Genomic DNA, 15,138 nt, shown 5'->3' with positions numbered 1-15,138 from the left:
CATGGGCTGACCGTTCGGGCCGCGCGGGGGCATACCGCCCTGCGCCGGACCACCCGGCTGCCCCGGACGACCGGGCTGGCGTTGCCCCGGAGGCGGGCCGGCCGGTCGGGGCGGCGGGTAGCCGCCGGGCCCGGATTGCGAACCGCCACGGGGGCGGCCGGCGTGCGGTCCGTCGTCATAGGGCGAATTCACAGCCTGGATCTCCAATAGCTACTCGAAAATACGGTCCTGGTGCCCGGGTGGCGCTCGGTGGTCGGGCTCGATGCGGCAGGGAGCCGCGGCGGGCACGCGTGTGCCCGTATTTCAGCAGTCGACGTGGCCTTTCACTCGGCCGCGGTGCGACGCGTGCCCGAACGGCGGCGTCCTGTCGGCGCCGGGGCCACGCCCAGCACATACGACTGCACCAGATGATTCCAACTGCAGGTACGGCATACCTCGACCACATGCACCGAGAACTCCTCGCGAGTCTCGGCCAGCCGGGTCAACTCTTCCGGGGTGCGAGCCGAGCCGGAGGCGGACCCCAGCCCGTCACCGTAGACCCACGATACGAGAGTCAACTGCTCTTTCCTGCAGATCGGGCATGTGACCTCGCTCCCGCGCCCGTGGAATTTCGCCGCACGCAGTAGATACGGGTTCGCATCGCACACCTCGGCGACGTCGACCCGCCCCGCATAGACATCGGCCAGCAGCGACCGGCGCCGAAGCGCATAGTCCACTACCTGCCGCTGAATTCGCACGGACCCCAGAGTACTTGCGGTGCCTACCCCCTCGCACTCCCCGGATCGACTCTCAGGGTTCCGTCAGGGATCCGCCGGGGGTGCAATCCGGCCGTGCCGAGCCGTCGAGGCCGCGCGAATGCGCGCAAACTATATCGGCGCGATATAGTTTGTAATCGCATCCATCGGTTAGGTCTGCAGACAAGTCAGGGGGTGAGGCCCGATGCTCGAGATGGCAATCCTCGGGCTTCTCCTGGAATCGCCCATGCACGGCTACGAGCTGCGCAAGCGGCTCACCGGCCTGCTGGGACCGTTCCGCGCCTTCTCCTACGGGTCGCTCTATCCGACCCTGCGGCGCATGCAGGCGGACGGCCTGCTCGCGGAGGAGAGCCCGACGGGGCTGGCCACGCGGCGAGCCCGGCGGGTCTACCACCTGACGGATGTCGGACGGACCAGGTTCGCCGAACTTCTGGCGGATACGGGACCACAGAACTACACCGACGACGGCTTCGGCGTTCATCTGGCCTTTTTCAGCCGCACCCCCGCGGAAGCGAGGATGCGAATCCTGGAGGGTCGGCGGCGGCAGGTCGAGGAGCGCCGAGAGGGACTGCGGGAGGCGATCAAACGAGCCAGCGGGCAGCTGGATCGCTATACCCGCCAGCTCCATCAACTCGGTCTCGAATCAAGCGAGCGTGAAGTGCGCTGGCTCAATGAGTTGATTGCCGCAGAGCAATCGACGAAGGCGGCACCACAGAAAGAGGGAAATGTCGGCCATGAGTGACATCAACAAGGCTGAGGGCACTGACGTTCGCGTAGCCATCGTAGGCGTGGGTAACTGCGCGTCGTCCCTGGTTCAGGGCGTGCAGTACTACAAGGACGCGGACGAGAACGCCACCGTTCCCGGGCTCATGCACGTCAAGTTCGGTCGCTACCACGTCCGCGATGTGAAGTTCGTCGCCGCGTTCGACGTCGACGCCAAGAAGGTCGGCTTCGACCTGTCCGACGCGATCTTCGCGAGCGAGAACAACACCATCAAGATCTCCGACGTGCCGCCGAGCGACGTCCAGGTGCAGCGTGGCCCGACCCTCGACGGCATCGGCAAGTACTACGCGGAGACCATCGAGCTCTCCGCCGCCGACCCGGTCGACGTGGTCGCCGCGCTGAAGGCCGCCAAGGTCGATGTCGTGGTGTCCTACCTCCCGGTGGGCTCCGAAGAGGCCGACAAGTTCTACGCGCAGTGCGCCATCGACGCGGGCGCGGCCTTCGTCAACGCGCTGCCCGTGTTCATCGCCTCGGACCCGGTGTGGGCGCAGAAGTTCGTCGACGCGGGCATCCCGATCGTCGGCGACGACATCAAGTCCCAGGTCGGCGCGACCATCACGCACCGCGTGATGGCCAAGCTGTTCGAGGATCGCGGTGTGCAGCTGGACCGCACCATGCAGCTGAACGTCGGCGGCAACATGGACTTCAAGAACATGCTCGAGCGTGAGCGCCTGGAGTCCAAGAAGATCTCCAAGACCCAGGCCGTCACCAGCAACCTGAAGAAGGAACTGGGCGCGGGCAACGTGCACATCGGCCCGTCCGATCACGTCGGCTGGCTGGACGACCGCAAGTGGGCGTACGTGCGCCTCGAGGGTCGCGCCTTCGGTGACGTGCCGCTGAACCTGGAGTACAAGCTCGAGGTGTGGGACTCCCCGAACTCGGCCGGCATCATCATCGACGCCGTGCGTGCGGCGAAGATCGCGCTGGACCGCGGCATCGGCGGACCGGTCATCCCGGCCTCGGCCTACCTGATGAAGTCGCCGCCCAAGCAGCTCGCCGACGACGTCGCGCGCGAGCAGCTCGAAGCGTTCATCATCGGCGCCGAGTAATTCGGATCGTCCGGTAAACCGGACAGCCTCAGGTGAGGGAAGCCCGGCCGGAAGAACTCCGGCCGGGCTTTCACGTGTCCCGGGCGCTCGCACACCGGCCGCCCGATTCCGCCCGGAACCGCGATGCCCGTGAGCGCGGAGCGGCCCCGCGATTCGAATCGCGGGGCCGCTCTGGGTCTTTCGCCGTTTCCGGCGGGTTCGTTCAGTCGAGTGAGACGTAGACCTCGACCGATGTCGGCCCGGTGTAGCGCTCGATCTCCGCGGTGTGCGACCGCGTGATGGTGCCCGCGTTCTCGGCCTTGGCCACCTTCGCCCAGGCGGTGCGCAGCAGATCGTAGGGCTTGTCCGACACCACGAACTTGGCGTAGCGGCCGGTCGGCACCAGGGTCAGCACATCGCCGATGTCCAGCTCGTCCAGACCGGCGAGCTCGTAGCCCAGCACCGCGACGGCGTGATCGTTCTGTCCGATGTACGCCGCCACCCGCCCGATGTTCTTCTCCCGCGCGAGGTAGCGATCCCAGGTGAAGTTGACCAGGTCCAGATCTCGTGCGGTCACCTCGCGCCCTGTCAGCGGGATGGTCAGCCCGCCGACGAGGAACGACTCGAGGGTGATGATTTCGAAGTCCACTTGGCCCCTACCCCTCCGCGCTCGTATTCAGCGCGACGAAAACCTCCACAGTCCGGGAATCCGGATACCGCTCGAAATCCCCGGTGTAGGCGCGCAGCAGCGAGCCCGATGCCTCCAGGTCCCAGACCGTCCGCCAGATGGAGGCGATGAGATCGCCCACGTTGTCCCCGCTGCGGGTGAAACGCGCGAACGTTCCGGCGGGCACCCGCGCGAGCACGTCGCCGGGCAGCAGATCCTCCAGCGTGCGGCAGCGGTAGCCGACGATATGGGTCAGATACGAACCGATCTCGGGAGCGTGATCGACATACGCGGTCGCGGGCGGCCCGGGCAGGCTGCGGCTGAGGTTGCGTTTCCAGGCCTCCTCGACCTTCGCGCGGCGTGGTCCTTCGACGGCGAGGGCCGGGCTGCGTAGCACCGTTCCGGCCACCAACGTTTCGTGGCGTTCAACGATAGTGAAATCCACCGGCGTAGCCCCTAAGTCTCGTGCTGTCTCCGACCCCACCCTGCTCCCAACCCGCATCCTGCCACCGTCATCCGGAGTCGCTGGCACCGGTGGCCGTTTCCACAATATCCGCGGCCGGCCGTGGATGGGTGCGGTAGCTGCTTTTCATGATCGTTTATCCCGGAACCGGGATGCTGAGACCGGGAAAGATCTCGACCTCGCGCGGCGGAGGTGCGGGCGGAATGATCACCATCGGCTCCTGTCGGTCGCCATTGCCCGGGTTGAGGATGTCGTAGTTGTTGGCGGGCGCGGAGCCGGGAAGCGGCTCCCCCATGGGGAATTGCTCGACGGGTGCGCCGTCCAGCGCGCCGTCCATGGTCTGCTTCCAGATATCGGACGGCAACCCCGATCCGTAGATGGCCGCGCCGCGCGCGGTCCGAATCGGTTGCGACTGTTCGGTTCCCACCCAGACCGCGGTGCTCAGCGACGGAGTGAATCCGACCATCCAGGCGTCCTTGTTCGCACCGGTGTCGCCCAGCTGGGTGGTGCCGGTCTTGGCGGCCGAGGGTCGCCCGCCCGCCAGATTGTGGCCGTTGGAGTAACCCGCGATCGGCAGCATGGCCTGAGATACGGTGTCGGCCACCGAAGCCTGGATGCGCTGTTCGGATTTCTGCGGGTTCGCCTCGCGATCCAGCAGCACCCGGCCGTCGCCGGTGATCACCTTCTGCACGAAGTAGGGCGCGCGATACGCGCCCGACGCCGCGAGGGTCGCGTAGGCGGAGGCCATGTCGATCGGCCGCACCGAATACGCGCCGAGCACGATCGACGGCAGCGGCGGTCCGTCCTCCTCGGTGAGCGTCTTACCCGCCACGCCCGCAATCTGCTCGGGGATACCGGCCTGGTGCGCGGCGTTCGCGATCGCCTTCGGACCCTCGAACAGTGCCTGGGTGAGCCGGTAGAAGCTGGTGTTGAGAGATCGCTTGAACGCCTCGCTGAGCGGACAGGTGCCGCAGGATTCGCCGGAGACGTTCTGGATCTTCTCGCCGTTCACCGTGACCGGTGCGCTGTCGAGCTGATAGGTCATCGGGATTCCCTGCTGCAGCGCGGCCAGCACCGCGAAAGTCTTGAAGGCCGAACCGGTTTGCAAGGGGGCTTGCGCGAAATCGAACCCGATCCCGTCCGGTCCGCCGTAATAGGCGCGCACCGCGCCGCTGCGCGGGTCGATCGACACCACGGCGCCGCGCAGCTCGCTCGGCTGCCCGCCCAGGACATTGCCGACCGAGTTCAGCGCGGCCTCCTGGGCGCGTGCGTCGATGGTCGTGAAGATCTGCAGCGCACCGGTATCGAGCTCGGCCTCGCTGATTCCCGAGGCGCGCAGCTCGCGCAGCACCTGGGTGCGGATGAGCCCCTCGGGGCCGTGCGGGGTGCTGTCGTCGAGTTCGGTGACGGGCACGATCACCGGGAATCCGAGGGCGGCGCGATCGGCCTGCTTCAGCACCCCCATCTCTACCATGCCGTCCAGTACGTAGGCCCAGCGGGCGCGCAGCTGGTCGAGATGGGTCTCCGGATCCAGGATCGAGGGGGTGCGGATCACCGACGCCAGCACCGCGCCCTCGGCCAGCGAGAGTTCCTGTGGCGCCTTGCCGAAGTACGCCTTGGCCGCCGCCGAGATCCCGTACGCGCCACGGCCGTAATAGATGGTGTTGAGGTACGCGGCGAGGATGTCGTCCTTGCTCCACTGGCGCGCCATCTTGGCGGAGATGATGAGCTCGCGCATCTTGCGGCTCATGGTCCGTTCCGAACTCAGGAAGGCGTTCTTCACGTACTGCTGTGTGATCGTGGAGCCACCGCCCGCGTCCTCACGGCCGAGCAGATTGTCCCGGGCGGCGCGGATGAACGCCGAGGTCGAGTAGCCGGGGTTGGTGTAGAAGTTGCGATCCTCGGCCGAGAGCACGGCCTGGCGCACCGGTTCGGGTACATCGCTCAGCGGTACCGGGATCCGATTGCCTTCCGGCGGAACGACCTTCGCGATCACCGTCGCGCCGTCGGAGGTGAGGATGGTCGCGATCTGATTGGTGGGCACCGCGCTCGGGTCCGGGATCTCCGCACTCCAGTACGCGAGCCCGAGCAGCAGGGACGGCATCACGAACAGGATCAGGAACAGCGCCAGTATCAGTCGCCGGATGCGCTGCCCGCGCGAACGAGGCGGGCGCGGCGGCGCGTTCTCCGGCTTGGGTGGTCTGGCGCGCCGTTGCGGGCGGCTGTGCCCCGGTGGCCGCGGGCGTCGAGCGGTGACCGATTCGAGCTCGTTCCATCCTGCCAGGGTGGCGTACGGCGCGGGTTCTTCGCGGCGCCGCTTTCGGGACGAGCTCACGATCATCTCCTTCAGGAGCGTCGATGAAGCCTGCGTTCACTGCATACCGCGAATCCTGCGGCGCGACCCATGCTAATGGAACGAGCGGACAGGTCGGCAGAATTGGGCGGGGTGACGCCGCCGCCGCAAACGAGAGCGAGCCCCGGACAGGCGCCCGGGGCTCGCTCTCGATACTCGGGGAGCCTCAGCTCTTGACGCCGCCCGCGGTCAGACCGGAGATGATGCGGCGCTGGAACAGCAGCACCATGATCACCAGCGGAACGGTGACGATCGTGCCCGCCGCCATGATCGCGGTGTAGGGCTGCACCAGCGGGTTGTTGCCGGAGAAGCGGGCGACCGCGACGGTCACCGGTTCGGTGGAATCGCTGGAAAGCAGTCGGGCCAGCAGGTATTCGTTCACCGCCGCGATGAAAGCCAGGATGGCGGTGGTGAAAACGGCGGGCGCGGCCAGCGGCAGCATGATCAGCCGGAACGCCTGGAAGCGCGAGGCGCCGTCGATGCGCGCGGCTTCCTCCAGCTCCCAGGGCAATTCGGTGAAGAACGAGGCCAGGATGTAGACCGTCATGGGCAGCACGAACGAGATGTTCGGGATGATCATGGCCTGGTAGTGCCCGATCCAGCCGATATCGGTGAACAGCTGGAACAGCGGCGTCACCAGCACCACGACCGGGAACATCGAGGCGCTCAGGATGAGGCCCGACACCACGTACTGACCGCGGAAGGTGAGCCGCGCCAGCGCGTACGCCGCCATGATGCCGATCAGCAGTGCGACGACCGTGGTGGCCGCACCGATGATCACGCTGTTGCCCAGGGCGCGCCCGAAGTCGTTGCCGCGGCTGGTGTCGAACGCGTCGCGGAAGTTGTCGAACGTGACGTGGGTGGGCCACGGGGTGTTGTCGAAGGTATAGGCCGGATCGCGCAGGGCGGTCACGACCATCCAGTAGAACGGGCCCAGGCCCCACACCAGCACGATGAGCGCGCCCAGGTAGACCCGGCCCGAGGCCAGTCGCTTGGTCCACGGAACGTGCTGCGCCACGGCCTGTCTCGGCTCGCCGGTGTGATCCGGTTCGGCAGTCTTGGTGAAGTCAACGCTCATCAGTTCGCCTTCCGCTGATCTTCCTGAGTGCGAACCGCGTTGGCGCCGAGCACCTTCACCAGCATGAAGGCGACCGCGAAGATCAGCAGGAAGGTGATGACCGACAATGCCGAGGCGTTGTTGGGGCCCTGGCGCACCTGATCGACCACCAGCATCGAGATGGTGCGGGTGGCGGGGTTGTTCTGGGTCATGATCGCGGGCAGGTCGTACATGCGCAGCGCGTCCATGGTGCGGAACAGGATCGCCACCAGCAGTGCGGGTTTCAGCAGCGGCAGGGTGATGTTGGTGAAGCGCTGCCAGGCCGACGCGCCGTCCACCTTGGCGGCCTCGTACACATCGCCCGGAATGACCTGCAGCCCAGCCAGAATCAGCAGCGCCATGAACGGCGTGGTCTTCCACACGTCCGCGGCGATGACCGCGAAGCGGGCCGGCCACGCGTCGGCGGTCCACAGGATGTGGGTGCCCAGCACCCGGTTCACGACGCCGTCGTACTGGAACATGAACTCCCACAGGCGCGCGGTGACCGCGGTGGGGATGGCCCACGGGATCAGCACGGCGGCGCGCAGCAGGGCGCGGCCCTTGAAGGTCTTGCCCATGATGACCGCCATGCCCAGGCCGATGGTGGCCTCGAGCGCCACGGTGACCACCGTGAACAGCAGGGTGATGCCGATGGCGGTCCAGAACTGGGAACCCAGATTGCCGGTCGGGCAGGAGACCGTCTCGCCCAAACCGTTGGTGCACTGCTGCAGCAGCCAGTGCGTGTAGTTGTCGAAGCCGGCGCTGCCGCCCGCGTTGAACATGCCGGTGGCGGGGTCGAGGCCGTCGTCCTTCTGGAAGGACATCCACAGCGCCCGCACCACCGGGTAGCCGATGACGACGGCCAGGGCCAGCAGCACCGGGGTGACGAACAGCCACGCCTTGGCCGATCCGCCGAATGCGGATCGGCGCTTGGACTGTGCCGGTGCGGGTTTCACGGACTGCTCGATCGGGTCGGGCGACGCGACCTCGGTCGCTCCCGAAGGACGTGACACCTTTTCTTCTCTCCTACGGGCTGTGCGTGCTGGAGCGCTGCGCGATCACGACGCGGCGGTCTCGATGCCCTTCTGCATGCCGACGATGGCGTCGTCGACAGACTTCGTTCCGGTCAGGGCAGCATATGCGTTGTCCTGGATGGCCTTCGACACCGCCGGGTAGAACGGGGTCACCGGACGCGGCACCGCCGAGGCGATGGATTCCTTGAGCGCCGGCAGGTACGGCATCTTGGCGATCAGCGCCGGGTCGTCGTACACCGAGGCCCGCACCGGCGGCAGCGCGCCGGAGGCCACGATGTGCTGCGCGTCCTCGCTGATCAGGAAGCGCAGGAAGTCCAGCGCGGTGGCCTTGTTCTTGGAGTACGAGCTGATGGCCGCGTTGTAACCACCCAGGGTGGAGGCGCCGACGCCGTCCTTGCCGGGCAGCGGCGCGACACCGAACTTGTCCTTCACCGAGGAGGCGTCGGAACCGGCGTCACCGAAGGAGGACGGCCAGCCGCGCATGAACATGAGCTTGCCGCTGACGAAGGCGTTCTGGCTCTCGGGCTCCTTGAAGGAAATCGCTTCCTTCGGGATGTCGCCGTCCTTGTACGAGTCCACCAGGGTCTGCAGGCCGGCGCGGGCCTGCGCGGAGTTCACCGTCGGGTTCTTGCCGTCCGGGCCCACGAAGCTGCCGCCGAAGGCGTTGATGACCTCGGCGGTGTTCACGGTCAGACCCTCGTAGGGCGCGAACTGCCCGGCGTAGCAGCCGATTCCGGCTTCCTTGGCCTTCGGGCACTGGTTCAGCAGTTCGGTCCAGGTCTTGGGCGGCTCGGGCGCCAGATCCTTGCGATAGAACAGCAGACCGCCGTTGGTGTTTCGCGGCGCGGCGTACAGCGTGCCGTTGTAGGTGGCCGAGGCCACCGGCGGGGACAGCAGCGTCGAGGTGTCGATCGCGAAGGAGTCCTTGAGCGGCTGGATCCAGCCCTTGGCGGCGAACTCGGCGGTCCACGGCACGTCCAGGGCGACCACGTCGTAGTCGGACTGCTTGGCCGTCAGATGCTGCTTGAGGTCGTCGTACTGCTGGGACGCGTCGTTCGACTGCTCCTTGAACGTCACCTTCTCGTCCGGGTGCGCGGAGTTCCAGCGTTCGATGAGCTGCTTGACCGCACCGGTTTCGGTGGTGTCCTTGCCCTCGACGTAGGTGATCGGCCCGCGCCCGGTCAGGTTCTGCGAGGTGGCGTTGCTACCACTGTCGCTGGAGCAGCCACTGGCGAACGTCGCCGCCAGCAGAGCCGTCGAGGTCACGGCCAGAACGGCACGCGGCACGAGCGACGATCGTAGGGTCGACACCTTCTTCAAAGCCATCGCAGATACTCCACAGGGGTCGGGACGTGAGCGGCAGCACACTCGGCCGGTTGCACAAGGGAAGATACATGGTGGGTGTCCGCTGTGCCCGGACTACCTCATGCTTCGCACCCGTAACAGCGTGCATCGGCACAGCTAGGCTGGGTGCCGATGTCTTCTCAGGACAAAATGCTCACGAGAATCGGTGGACTGCTCCGCCAGGCCGAATCCACCGACAACGAGCACGAAGCCGAAGCGTTCCTGGCCGCCGCCCAGAAGCTGGCGACCAGGTCCGCGATCGACCTGGCGGTGGCGCGGTCGCATGTCGCGAACCGGGAGCGGCGCCCGACGCCGCTGCAACGGGTGATCCCGATCGGGGAGCCCGGCAAGAAGGGGCTGCGCACCTACGTGCAGTTGTTCGTGGCCATCGCGGCCGCCAACGATGTGCGCTGTGATGTCGCCCGCTCCTCGACGACGGTCTACGCCTACGGGTTCGACACCGACCTGGACACCTGCGAGGCGCTGTACGCCAGCCTGCTGGTGCAGATGGTGCGGGCCTCGGATCAGTACATCAAGTCCGGGGCCTACCGCTCGGCGACCACCGAGAAGGTGGTGGCGGTCCCGGGTCGCTTCGGCCGCACGGTGCGGCGCACGGTGCGGACCCCGGTGGCCGGCGTCACCGCGCGCCTGAATTTCCAGATGGCCTTCGGCGCCCGGATCGGCAAGCGGCTGGCCGAGGTCAAGGCGGATGTGGAGACCGAGGCGCTGAAGGCCGAGGCGAACGAAACCGTGCCCACCGGAACCGCGTTGGCGCTGCGGAACAAGGAACTCGAGCTCACGGATTTCTACTCCCGCACCTCCGAGGCGCGGGGCACCTGGCGCGGCCCGCAGGCCTCGGCCGGATACTCCGCGGCCGCGCGCCGGGCCGGGGACCGGGCGGGCAAGGCGGCGCGATTGGGCAGCGCGCCCGAATTGGACGCCGCCCGAGGACAACTCGGGCGTGGCTCCGGGACGTGATGGCCGCCCGGGATTCGCAGCGCGCCCAGGTCTACGACGCGGAGGGGCTGGTGCGCGGCATGTTCGAGCGGGCCGACGAATTCGGCGCGCGGACGATCGAGGTGCACGGTTCGCAGCTGACGCTGCCGGTGGAGCGGCGCTTCGCCTCGGTCGAGTCGGTCCAGTCGTACGCCGATCGGGTGCTGGCGCTCAATTGGGTTCGGGCGCAATGGGATCGCGCCTCGACACCGATCACCGTGCGCGCGCGGGCCGGGGCGCGGGCCGCGCACTACGAGTCCGAGACGGCGGTGCTCGCGGTGCCGCTGCACGTACGCGGAACCGCGTGGGCGCTGCGCGAATTGGTGATCCTGCACGAGCTCGCGCATCACCTCGATCCGGATTTCGAGGACACCGCGCCCCACGGTCCGGAATTCTGTGCCCGCTATGTGGAACTGGTGGACGGTGTCATCGGTCCGGAAGCCGCGCTGTTGCTGCGCACCACCATGTATTCCTGTGCCGTCCGGATCGCGTGACGATGTGATGAAAATGATTTGCCAGATTCCGATTTCGATGTCATGATCGGAAACATGATCTCCTTCAACGGAAAGGCGGCCACCGCCTCGAAGCGGTGACCGCGGTCGCCTCCCAGCGCCCCTTCGGTGCGCGTGGGATTCCCCTGACAGAACGTATCGACGCCGCATGCCGACTGCGTGACCAGTGGTTACGAGTGGGTCTGTCCACCGAACCGGTGGATCGTGATGCCGCACAGAACGTCGTCACTCATTTGTATCGATCGGTCGGCGAATCGCCGCCGGAATTCATCTGGGTACCCTCGCCCGCCGATGCGGCACACTACCTGCGAGAAAATCCCGGTGCGTCGTCACCCGGTCTGTCCGTGCCGAATACGGATATCCTATTCCGGCGTTGGCCTTTCATACAAAGGCTCACCGCCACCAAACACGTGATGCGATTACGCCTGCTCGATAAAGTCGAGCCCACCCGGCTACCCAAAAAGAATGGCGTACGCCCGGTTCTGGGACAATCCTGGGGCACTATGTCGGTGCGCGAATTGGTCCGGGAGAAGGTCTCCGCGGCGGACCTGCTCCACGTCATGGTGCATCGCCCCCTGCGAGAGTCGCTGCGCGACAACATCTACCGGCCACTGCGCACCGAACTGCTCGGCCCGGACGGCTGCCGCACCGATATCGCCGGATTCGAGCAGTACGACCTGTGGACCATGGCCTTTCTCGATATCTGCCGGTCCACGGGCTTTCGGGATCATCTCCAGGGTGAGGATCGCCAGCTCGATCACTGGTTGACGCTGGTCCGCGCCGCGAGCTGGTGGTGGCCCGAACAGCACCGCTGCGTGCTGACCGAACGGCCGATCTCCGTGCACACCGAACCCGTGCCCGGCGCGAAGTACGGCCAGGTGCGTCTGCATCGCGACGATGGCCCCGCCGTCGAATTCGCCGGCGGCGCAACGCTGCCCGCCGTGCACGGCGTTACCGGGGCGACAGATCCCGCACGCGGCCCAGCCGCGAGTGCCACCACTCGGTCCGCTCCGGGTCGGGGTGGCGGTAGCGGCGCAGCAGGTCGGGGTCGAGCACCGCAGTGGCGCGGGGGACGGTGAGGTAACCGTCGACCGGCCGCAGCGGGTCGGCGACCACATCGCCGGTGAGCAGGGACAACGTGTCCAGGCCACAGGCGAAGTCGAGGTGAGGCAGAGCCCCGGCCAGGGCGACCTGGGCTGCCAGGCCGACGCTGGTCTCCAGAGCGGAGGAGACCAGGCACGGGAGCCCGGCGGCCGCGGCGACCTCCAGTGCGCGCCGAACTCCGCCCAGCGGAGTGCATTTGAGGACGGCGACATCCGCCGCGCCCGCCACCGCGACCCGCATCGGGTCCTCGGCGCGGCGGATGGACTCGTCGGCGGCGATGCGCACGTCCACGCCCCGGCGCACCTCCGCGAGCTCCTCGATGGTGCGGCAGGGTTGTTCGACGTACTCCAATCCGCCTGCGGCACGGTCGATCTGCTTGATCCGGTCGATCGCGGTCTCCACATCCCACAGACCGTTGGCGTCGATGCGCACCGCGCCACCGGGGCCGAGGGCCTCGCGCGCCGCCGCGACCCGGGCCAGGTCCTCCGCGAGCGAGTCCGGATGATCGGCCACCTTCACCTTGGCGGTGCGGCAGCCGGACGCGGCGACGATCTCGCGGGCACGCTCGGGCCCGACGGCCGGAACGATGCAGTTGACCGGCACCCGGTCCCGGACCGGTTCCGGCCAGCCGACGGTGGCCTGTTCCACGGCGGTGGCCAGCCACGGGGCCGCCTCCCGGTCGTCGTACTCGGGGAACGGGCAGAACTCACCCCATCCCGCGGGTCCGGGGATCAGCATTCCCTCGCGCACGGTGATTCCGCGGAACCGGGTGCGCATGGGAATCGCATAGACGATCGCGGAGTCGTAGTCCGGGGCACCGACGCGCTCGCTCACCTCCGGCAGCCTACTCACGGTGCTCGCCGGAATCAGGGTGGCGGCGCGCAGCGGCGGGGGTCAGAATGCCCAGAGAAGGCAGATCGACAGGGGGAGCCCGAATCATGAACCCGCACGAGGACCACAGACGGCCCGGTCCGAACCCTCCTCGATCGAATCAACCGCCCGCAGCCCCGCCCGGTTCGCCGGACCTGCCCGGCGCAACCCAGGCCCAGGGTCCGGGCGGGCAGCCGCCGCGACCACCCGGCGCCCCTCGGGATTCCGGCGGTGCCGGATATCAGGGGCCCGGTGGCCCACCGCCGCAGGGTGGTCGCAGCGGCCCACCCCCGCCGCCGGGGCCCGGTTCGTCGCGCGCCGCAGGTGGATCGCGCCCGCAGATTCCCGGCGGAGCAGGACCGCGACAGATTCCCGGTAGTCAAGGGCCGCAGCAGAATCCGGGTGGTCAGGGGCCGCAGCAGAATCCCGGTGCTCAGGGGTCCCGCCAGAATTCTGGTGGTGCGGGACAGCAGCCGAATCCGAACCGATCAGGGTCGCAGCAGAACCCGGGCGGGCAAGGGGCGCAGCGCGGTTCGGGTAATCGTGGACCGACTCGAGGACCGGGAGGTTCGGCACAGCCGCAGGGTGCGGGTGGTGCCTCGCAACCGCACACCGGAGGTAGTCCGGCGGTGCCGCAACCCGGCGGGCCGGGATATCCACAGGGGCCGGTCCAGTCGTGGGGTCCACCGGACACGAGTTATCCACAGGAGTCCGATGATTCGGTGGAGACCGTGCGCAGGCCGGTATCCGCCCCGATTCCCGAAGCTCCCGGGGCGGATGGCCCGACGTCGAAGCTCGGCAAACTGGGGCGATTCAGGAAATCCGGAGGGTCCGGTAAGGCGGCGGAATCCGGGACCTTCGGAAGAGCGGAGTCCTTCCCTGATCCGGGTCGGTTCACGGAGCCCGGGAAGTACGGCGAGCCCGGGCAATTCGGAGAAACCCGCGCATTCGGCGAGACCGGAACATCTGACGAAGCGGGCACGTCTCGGCGATTCGGGACGCCCGCGGGGCCTGGTGGGCCCGTCGACAGAGTCGGCGCACAGCCGTTGCGTCGCAAGGACATTCTGATCGCGGCCCTGGTTTACGTCGTGGACATCGGTGTGGTCGCGTTCTTCTCGTACGACCTGTTCGGAAAGTTGTTCCAGCTGGTCCACAACAAATGCACCCTCAAATCGGTGTCCTCGGTCCAGTGCGACCTGATCCGCCCACCGGCTTCGGCACTGACCGGCTTGCTGGTCGCCTTCGGCGGAATGACATTGGCCCTGTTGATCGCACTGGTGATCGCCGCGGCAGCGGCGGTGACCCGGCGCTCGGCGTGGATCTGGACGACCGCCGCCCTACCCGTGATCCTGATCGCGGGGGTGGCGGGCCACGTGCTGGTGACCAGCGCGATCGCGTGATCGCAGGTTCGGCGGGGGCGCGTGCTGGTTCCTGCCGCCATCGCCGCAGTGGCCGGACACCTCCGGTGGCAGGCGCCATTGCCTGACAGCGGGGTTGTGCGAACGGCTCGATCCGCTCCGCGAGCCCAGCGTTGTGGATGGTTGTGAGCGACAGTGCGCCTGCGGGATTCGGTCCGCCGGTGCAATGCCCAACTGTGCTCGTATAGCCGGGTTACCGGGCGCGGACCGGGTGCTGTTCGGTGCATCGAACCCGGCTGTGGACGAGTGTGAACAACCGTGCGCCCGATCGAGTCTGGTCGTCGAGCGTGCGCCGGATACGACGCGGGCGCGGGTTCGCTTCCGGACATCCTCCTCACCGAACCTCTGTGTAGGGTCGTACCGCCGCGGGCATGCTGAACGGGTGCCCGATTTATGGCGGCCGCCGGTGAACTGGCTGGATGTGGCTGTCGCAGTGACCGTCTACGTACTGGCGTGCGTCGCCGCCTGGCTGGTGGCGGGATTCGTGCTGGACTACGACCTCGTGGCGCGCGATACCGGCCGTACCGGGCATCTTCCGTACGCGTACGCCGTGGGCTGGCTGGGGATCGCGGTGACGGTGATGATCGTCCCGCTCTGGATGCTGCGCGCGGTGCGGCTGCGGCAACCGGCGTGGCCCACGGCGTTGCTGGCGTTCCCGATGCTGGCATTGGCCTGGGTGCTCGGCCTGCTGACCGCGATCTTCGCGGCCTGACGT

15 protein-coding genes and 1 pseudogene are annotated in these 15,138 nt (G+C 67.6%); 7 read left to right on the top strand and 9 right to left on the bottom strand.

Annotated elements, in window-relative coordinates:
- Positions 1 to 192, bottom strand: a 192-nt coding sequence (locus tag NJ1_RS40210) for a hypothetical protein (RefSeq protein ID WP_218025223.1), incomplete at its 3' end; no start/stop codon positions are given.
- Between the two features lie 131 nt (positions 193 to 323).
- Positions 324 to 737 carry a DUF5318 domain-containing protein gene (locus tag NJ1_RS17450; protein ID WP_084478429.1) on the bottom strand — a complete coding sequence of 138 codons (414 nt, stop codon included), beginning with the start codon at positions 735 to 737 and terminating at the stop codon, positions 324 to 326.
- 202 nt (positions 738 to 939) lie between these two features.
- Here NJ1_RS17450 and NJ1_RS17445 point away from each other — a divergent pair, with 202 nt between their 5' ends.
- Entirely contained in the window at positions 940 to 1,497 is a 558-nt protein-coding gene (locus tag NJ1_RS17445; RefSeq protein ID WP_067695079.1) for a PadR family transcriptional regulator, read from the top strand.
- Positions 1,490 to 2,587, top strand: a complete 1,098-nt coding sequence (locus NJ1_RS17440; protein WP_067695173.1) for an inositol-3-phosphate synthase — start codon at positions 1,490 to 1,492, stop codon at positions 2,585 to 2,587. Before NJ1_RS17445 ends, NJ1_RS17440 begins: the two co-directional genes overlap by 8 nt.
- A 202-nt stretch (positions 2,588 to 2,789) precedes the next feature.
- Here the strand turns inward: NJ1_RS17440 and NJ1_RS17435 are convergent, their stop codons facing one another.
- The 6 genes from NJ1_RS17435 to NJ1_RS17410 form a co-directional block, all read right to left on the bottom strand.
- The gene (locus tag NJ1_RS17435; RefSeq protein WP_067695078.1) at positions 2,790 to 3,215 is read right to left on the bottom strand and encodes a GyrI-like domain-containing protein; all 426 of its coding nucleotides are present in this window, start codon (positions 3,213 to 3,215) and stop codon (positions 2,790 to 2,792) included.
- 7 nt (positions 3,216 to 3,222) lie between these two features.
- Positions 3,223 to 3,678, bottom strand: coding sequence for a GyrI-like domain-containing protein (locus NJ1_RS17430; RefSeq protein ID WP_067695077.1), 456 nt, complete (start codon positions 3,676 to 3,678; stop codon positions 3,223 to 3,225).
- Between the two features lie 154 nt (positions 3,679 to 3,832).
- A complete protein-coding gene (locus NJ1_RS17425) occupies positions 3,833 to 6,037 on the bottom strand; it encodes a transglycosylase domain-containing protein (RefSeq protein ID WP_067695076.1) in 2,205 nt (734 codons plus the stop codon).
- Between the two features lie 178 nt (positions 6,038 to 6,215).
- Positions 6,216 to 7,127, bottom strand: coding sequence for a carbohydrate ABC transporter permease (locus NJ1_RS17420; RefSeq protein WP_084478427.1), 912 nt, complete (start codon positions 7,125 to 7,127; stop codon positions 6,216 to 6,218).
- Positions 7,127 to 8,101 carry a carbohydrate ABC transporter permease gene (locus NJ1_RS17415; RefSeq protein WP_245717435.1) on the bottom strand — a complete coding sequence of 325 codons (975 nt, stop codon included), beginning with the start codon at positions 8,099 to 8,101 and terminating at the stop codon, positions 7,127 to 7,129. Before NJ1_RS17415 ends, NJ1_RS17420 begins: the two co-directional genes overlap by 1 nt.
- 102 nt (positions 8,102 to 8,203) lie before the next feature.
- Complete coding sequence (locus NJ1_RS17410) at positions 8,204 to 9,505, bottom strand: ABC transporter substrate-binding protein (protein ID WP_067695073.1); 1,302 nt, start codon at positions 9,503 to 9,505, stop codon at positions 8,204 to 8,206.
- Between the two features lie 150 nt (positions 9,506 to 9,655).
- On the opposite strand from NJ1_RS17410, the gene NJ1_RS17405 reads away from it, so the two are divergent.
- The 3 genes and pseudogenes from NJ1_RS17405 to NJ1_RS41025 form a co-directional block, all read left to right on the top strand.
- The gene (locus NJ1_RS17405) at positions 9,656 to 10,501 is read left to right on the top strand and encodes a DUF2786 domain-containing protein (protein WP_067695070.1); all 846 of its coding nucleotides are present in this window, start codon (positions 9,656 to 9,658) and stop codon (positions 10,499 to 10,501) included.
- Positions 10,501 to 11,013: a TIGR04338 family metallohydrolase gene (locus tag NJ1_RS17400; RefSeq protein ID WP_067695067.1), complete on the top strand. Its 513-nt coding sequence runs from the start codon at positions 10,501 to 10,503 to the stop codon at positions 11,011 to 11,013. The genes NJ1_RS17405 and NJ1_RS17400 overlap by 1 nt, the downstream gene beginning before the upstream one ends.
- A 431-nt stretch (positions 11,014 to 11,444) precedes the next feature.
- Positions 11,445 to 11,927: pseudogene (locus NJ1_RS41025) on the top strand (hypothetical protein); the annotation flags it as partial.
- Between the two features lie 55 nt (positions 11,928 to 11,982).
- Here NJ1_RS41025 and NJ1_RS17390 read toward each other — a convergent pair.
- Positions 11,983 to 12,978, bottom strand: a complete 996-nt coding sequence (locus NJ1_RS17390; RefSeq protein ID WP_439957698.1) for an o-succinylbenzoate synthase — start codon at positions 12,976 to 12,978, stop codon at positions 11,983 to 11,985.
- 1,073 nt (positions 12,979 to 14,051) lie between these two features.
- Here NJ1_RS17390 and NJ1_RS17385 point away from each other — a divergent pair.
- Both NJ1_RS17385 and NJ1_RS17380 read left to right on the top strand, forming a co-directional pair.
- Positions 14,052 to 14,405, top strand: coding sequence for a hypothetical protein (locus NJ1_RS17385; RefSeq protein WP_067695061.1), 354 nt, complete (start codon positions 14,052 to 14,054; stop codon positions 14,403 to 14,405).
- A gap of 400 nt (positions 14,406 to 14,805) precedes the next feature.
- Positions 14,806 to 15,135 carry a hypothetical protein gene (locus NJ1_RS17380; RefSeq protein ID WP_157574058.1) on the top strand — a complete coding sequence of 110 codons (330 nt, stop codon included), beginning with the start codon at positions 14,806 to 14,808 and terminating at the stop codon, positions 15,133 to 15,135.
- Positions 15,136 to 15,138 lie beyond the last annotated feature (3 nt).

This window comes from Nocardia jejuensis NBRC 103114, from assembly GCF_001613145.1.
GTDB classification, from domain to species: domain Bacteria; phylum Actinomycetota; class Actinomycetes; order Mycobacteriales; family Mycobacteriaceae; genus Nocardia; species Nocardia jejuensis.
The sequence above is the reverse complement of the archived record's forward strand: the minus strand, read 5'-3'. Positions and strand labels throughout refer to the sequence as shown.

Bases quoted from the DNA above. Each gene is read 5' to 3' on its own strand.
- NJ1_RS17445 (WP_067695079.1), top strand. From the start codon at position 940: ATGCTCGAGATGGCAATCCTCGGGCTTCTCCTGGAATCGCCCATGCAC.
- NJ1_RS17440 (WP_067695173.1), top strand. From the start codon at position 1,490: ATGAGTGACATCAACAAGGCTGAGGGCACTGACGTTCGCGTAGCCATC.
- NJ1_RS17425 (WP_067695076.1), bottom strand. From the start codon at position 6,037: ATGATCGTGAGCTCGTCCCGAAAGCGGCGCCGCGAAGAACCCGCGCCG.
- NJ1_RS17420 (WP_084478427.1), bottom strand. From the start codon at position 7,127: ATGAGCGTTGACTTCACCAAGACTGCCGAACCGGATCACACCGGCGAG.
- NJ1_RS17410 (WP_067695073.1), bottom strand. From the start codon at position 9,505: ATGGCTTTGAAGAAGGTGTCGACCCTACGATCGTCGCTCGTGCCGCGT.
- NJ1_RS17405 (WP_067695070.1), top strand. From the start codon at position 9,656: ATGTCTTCTCAGGACAAAATGCTCACGAGAATCGGTGGACTGCTCCGC.
- NJ1_RS17400 (WP_067695067.1), top strand. From the start codon at position 10,501: ATGGCCGCCCGGGATTCGCAGCGCGCCCAGGTCTACGACGCGGAGGGG.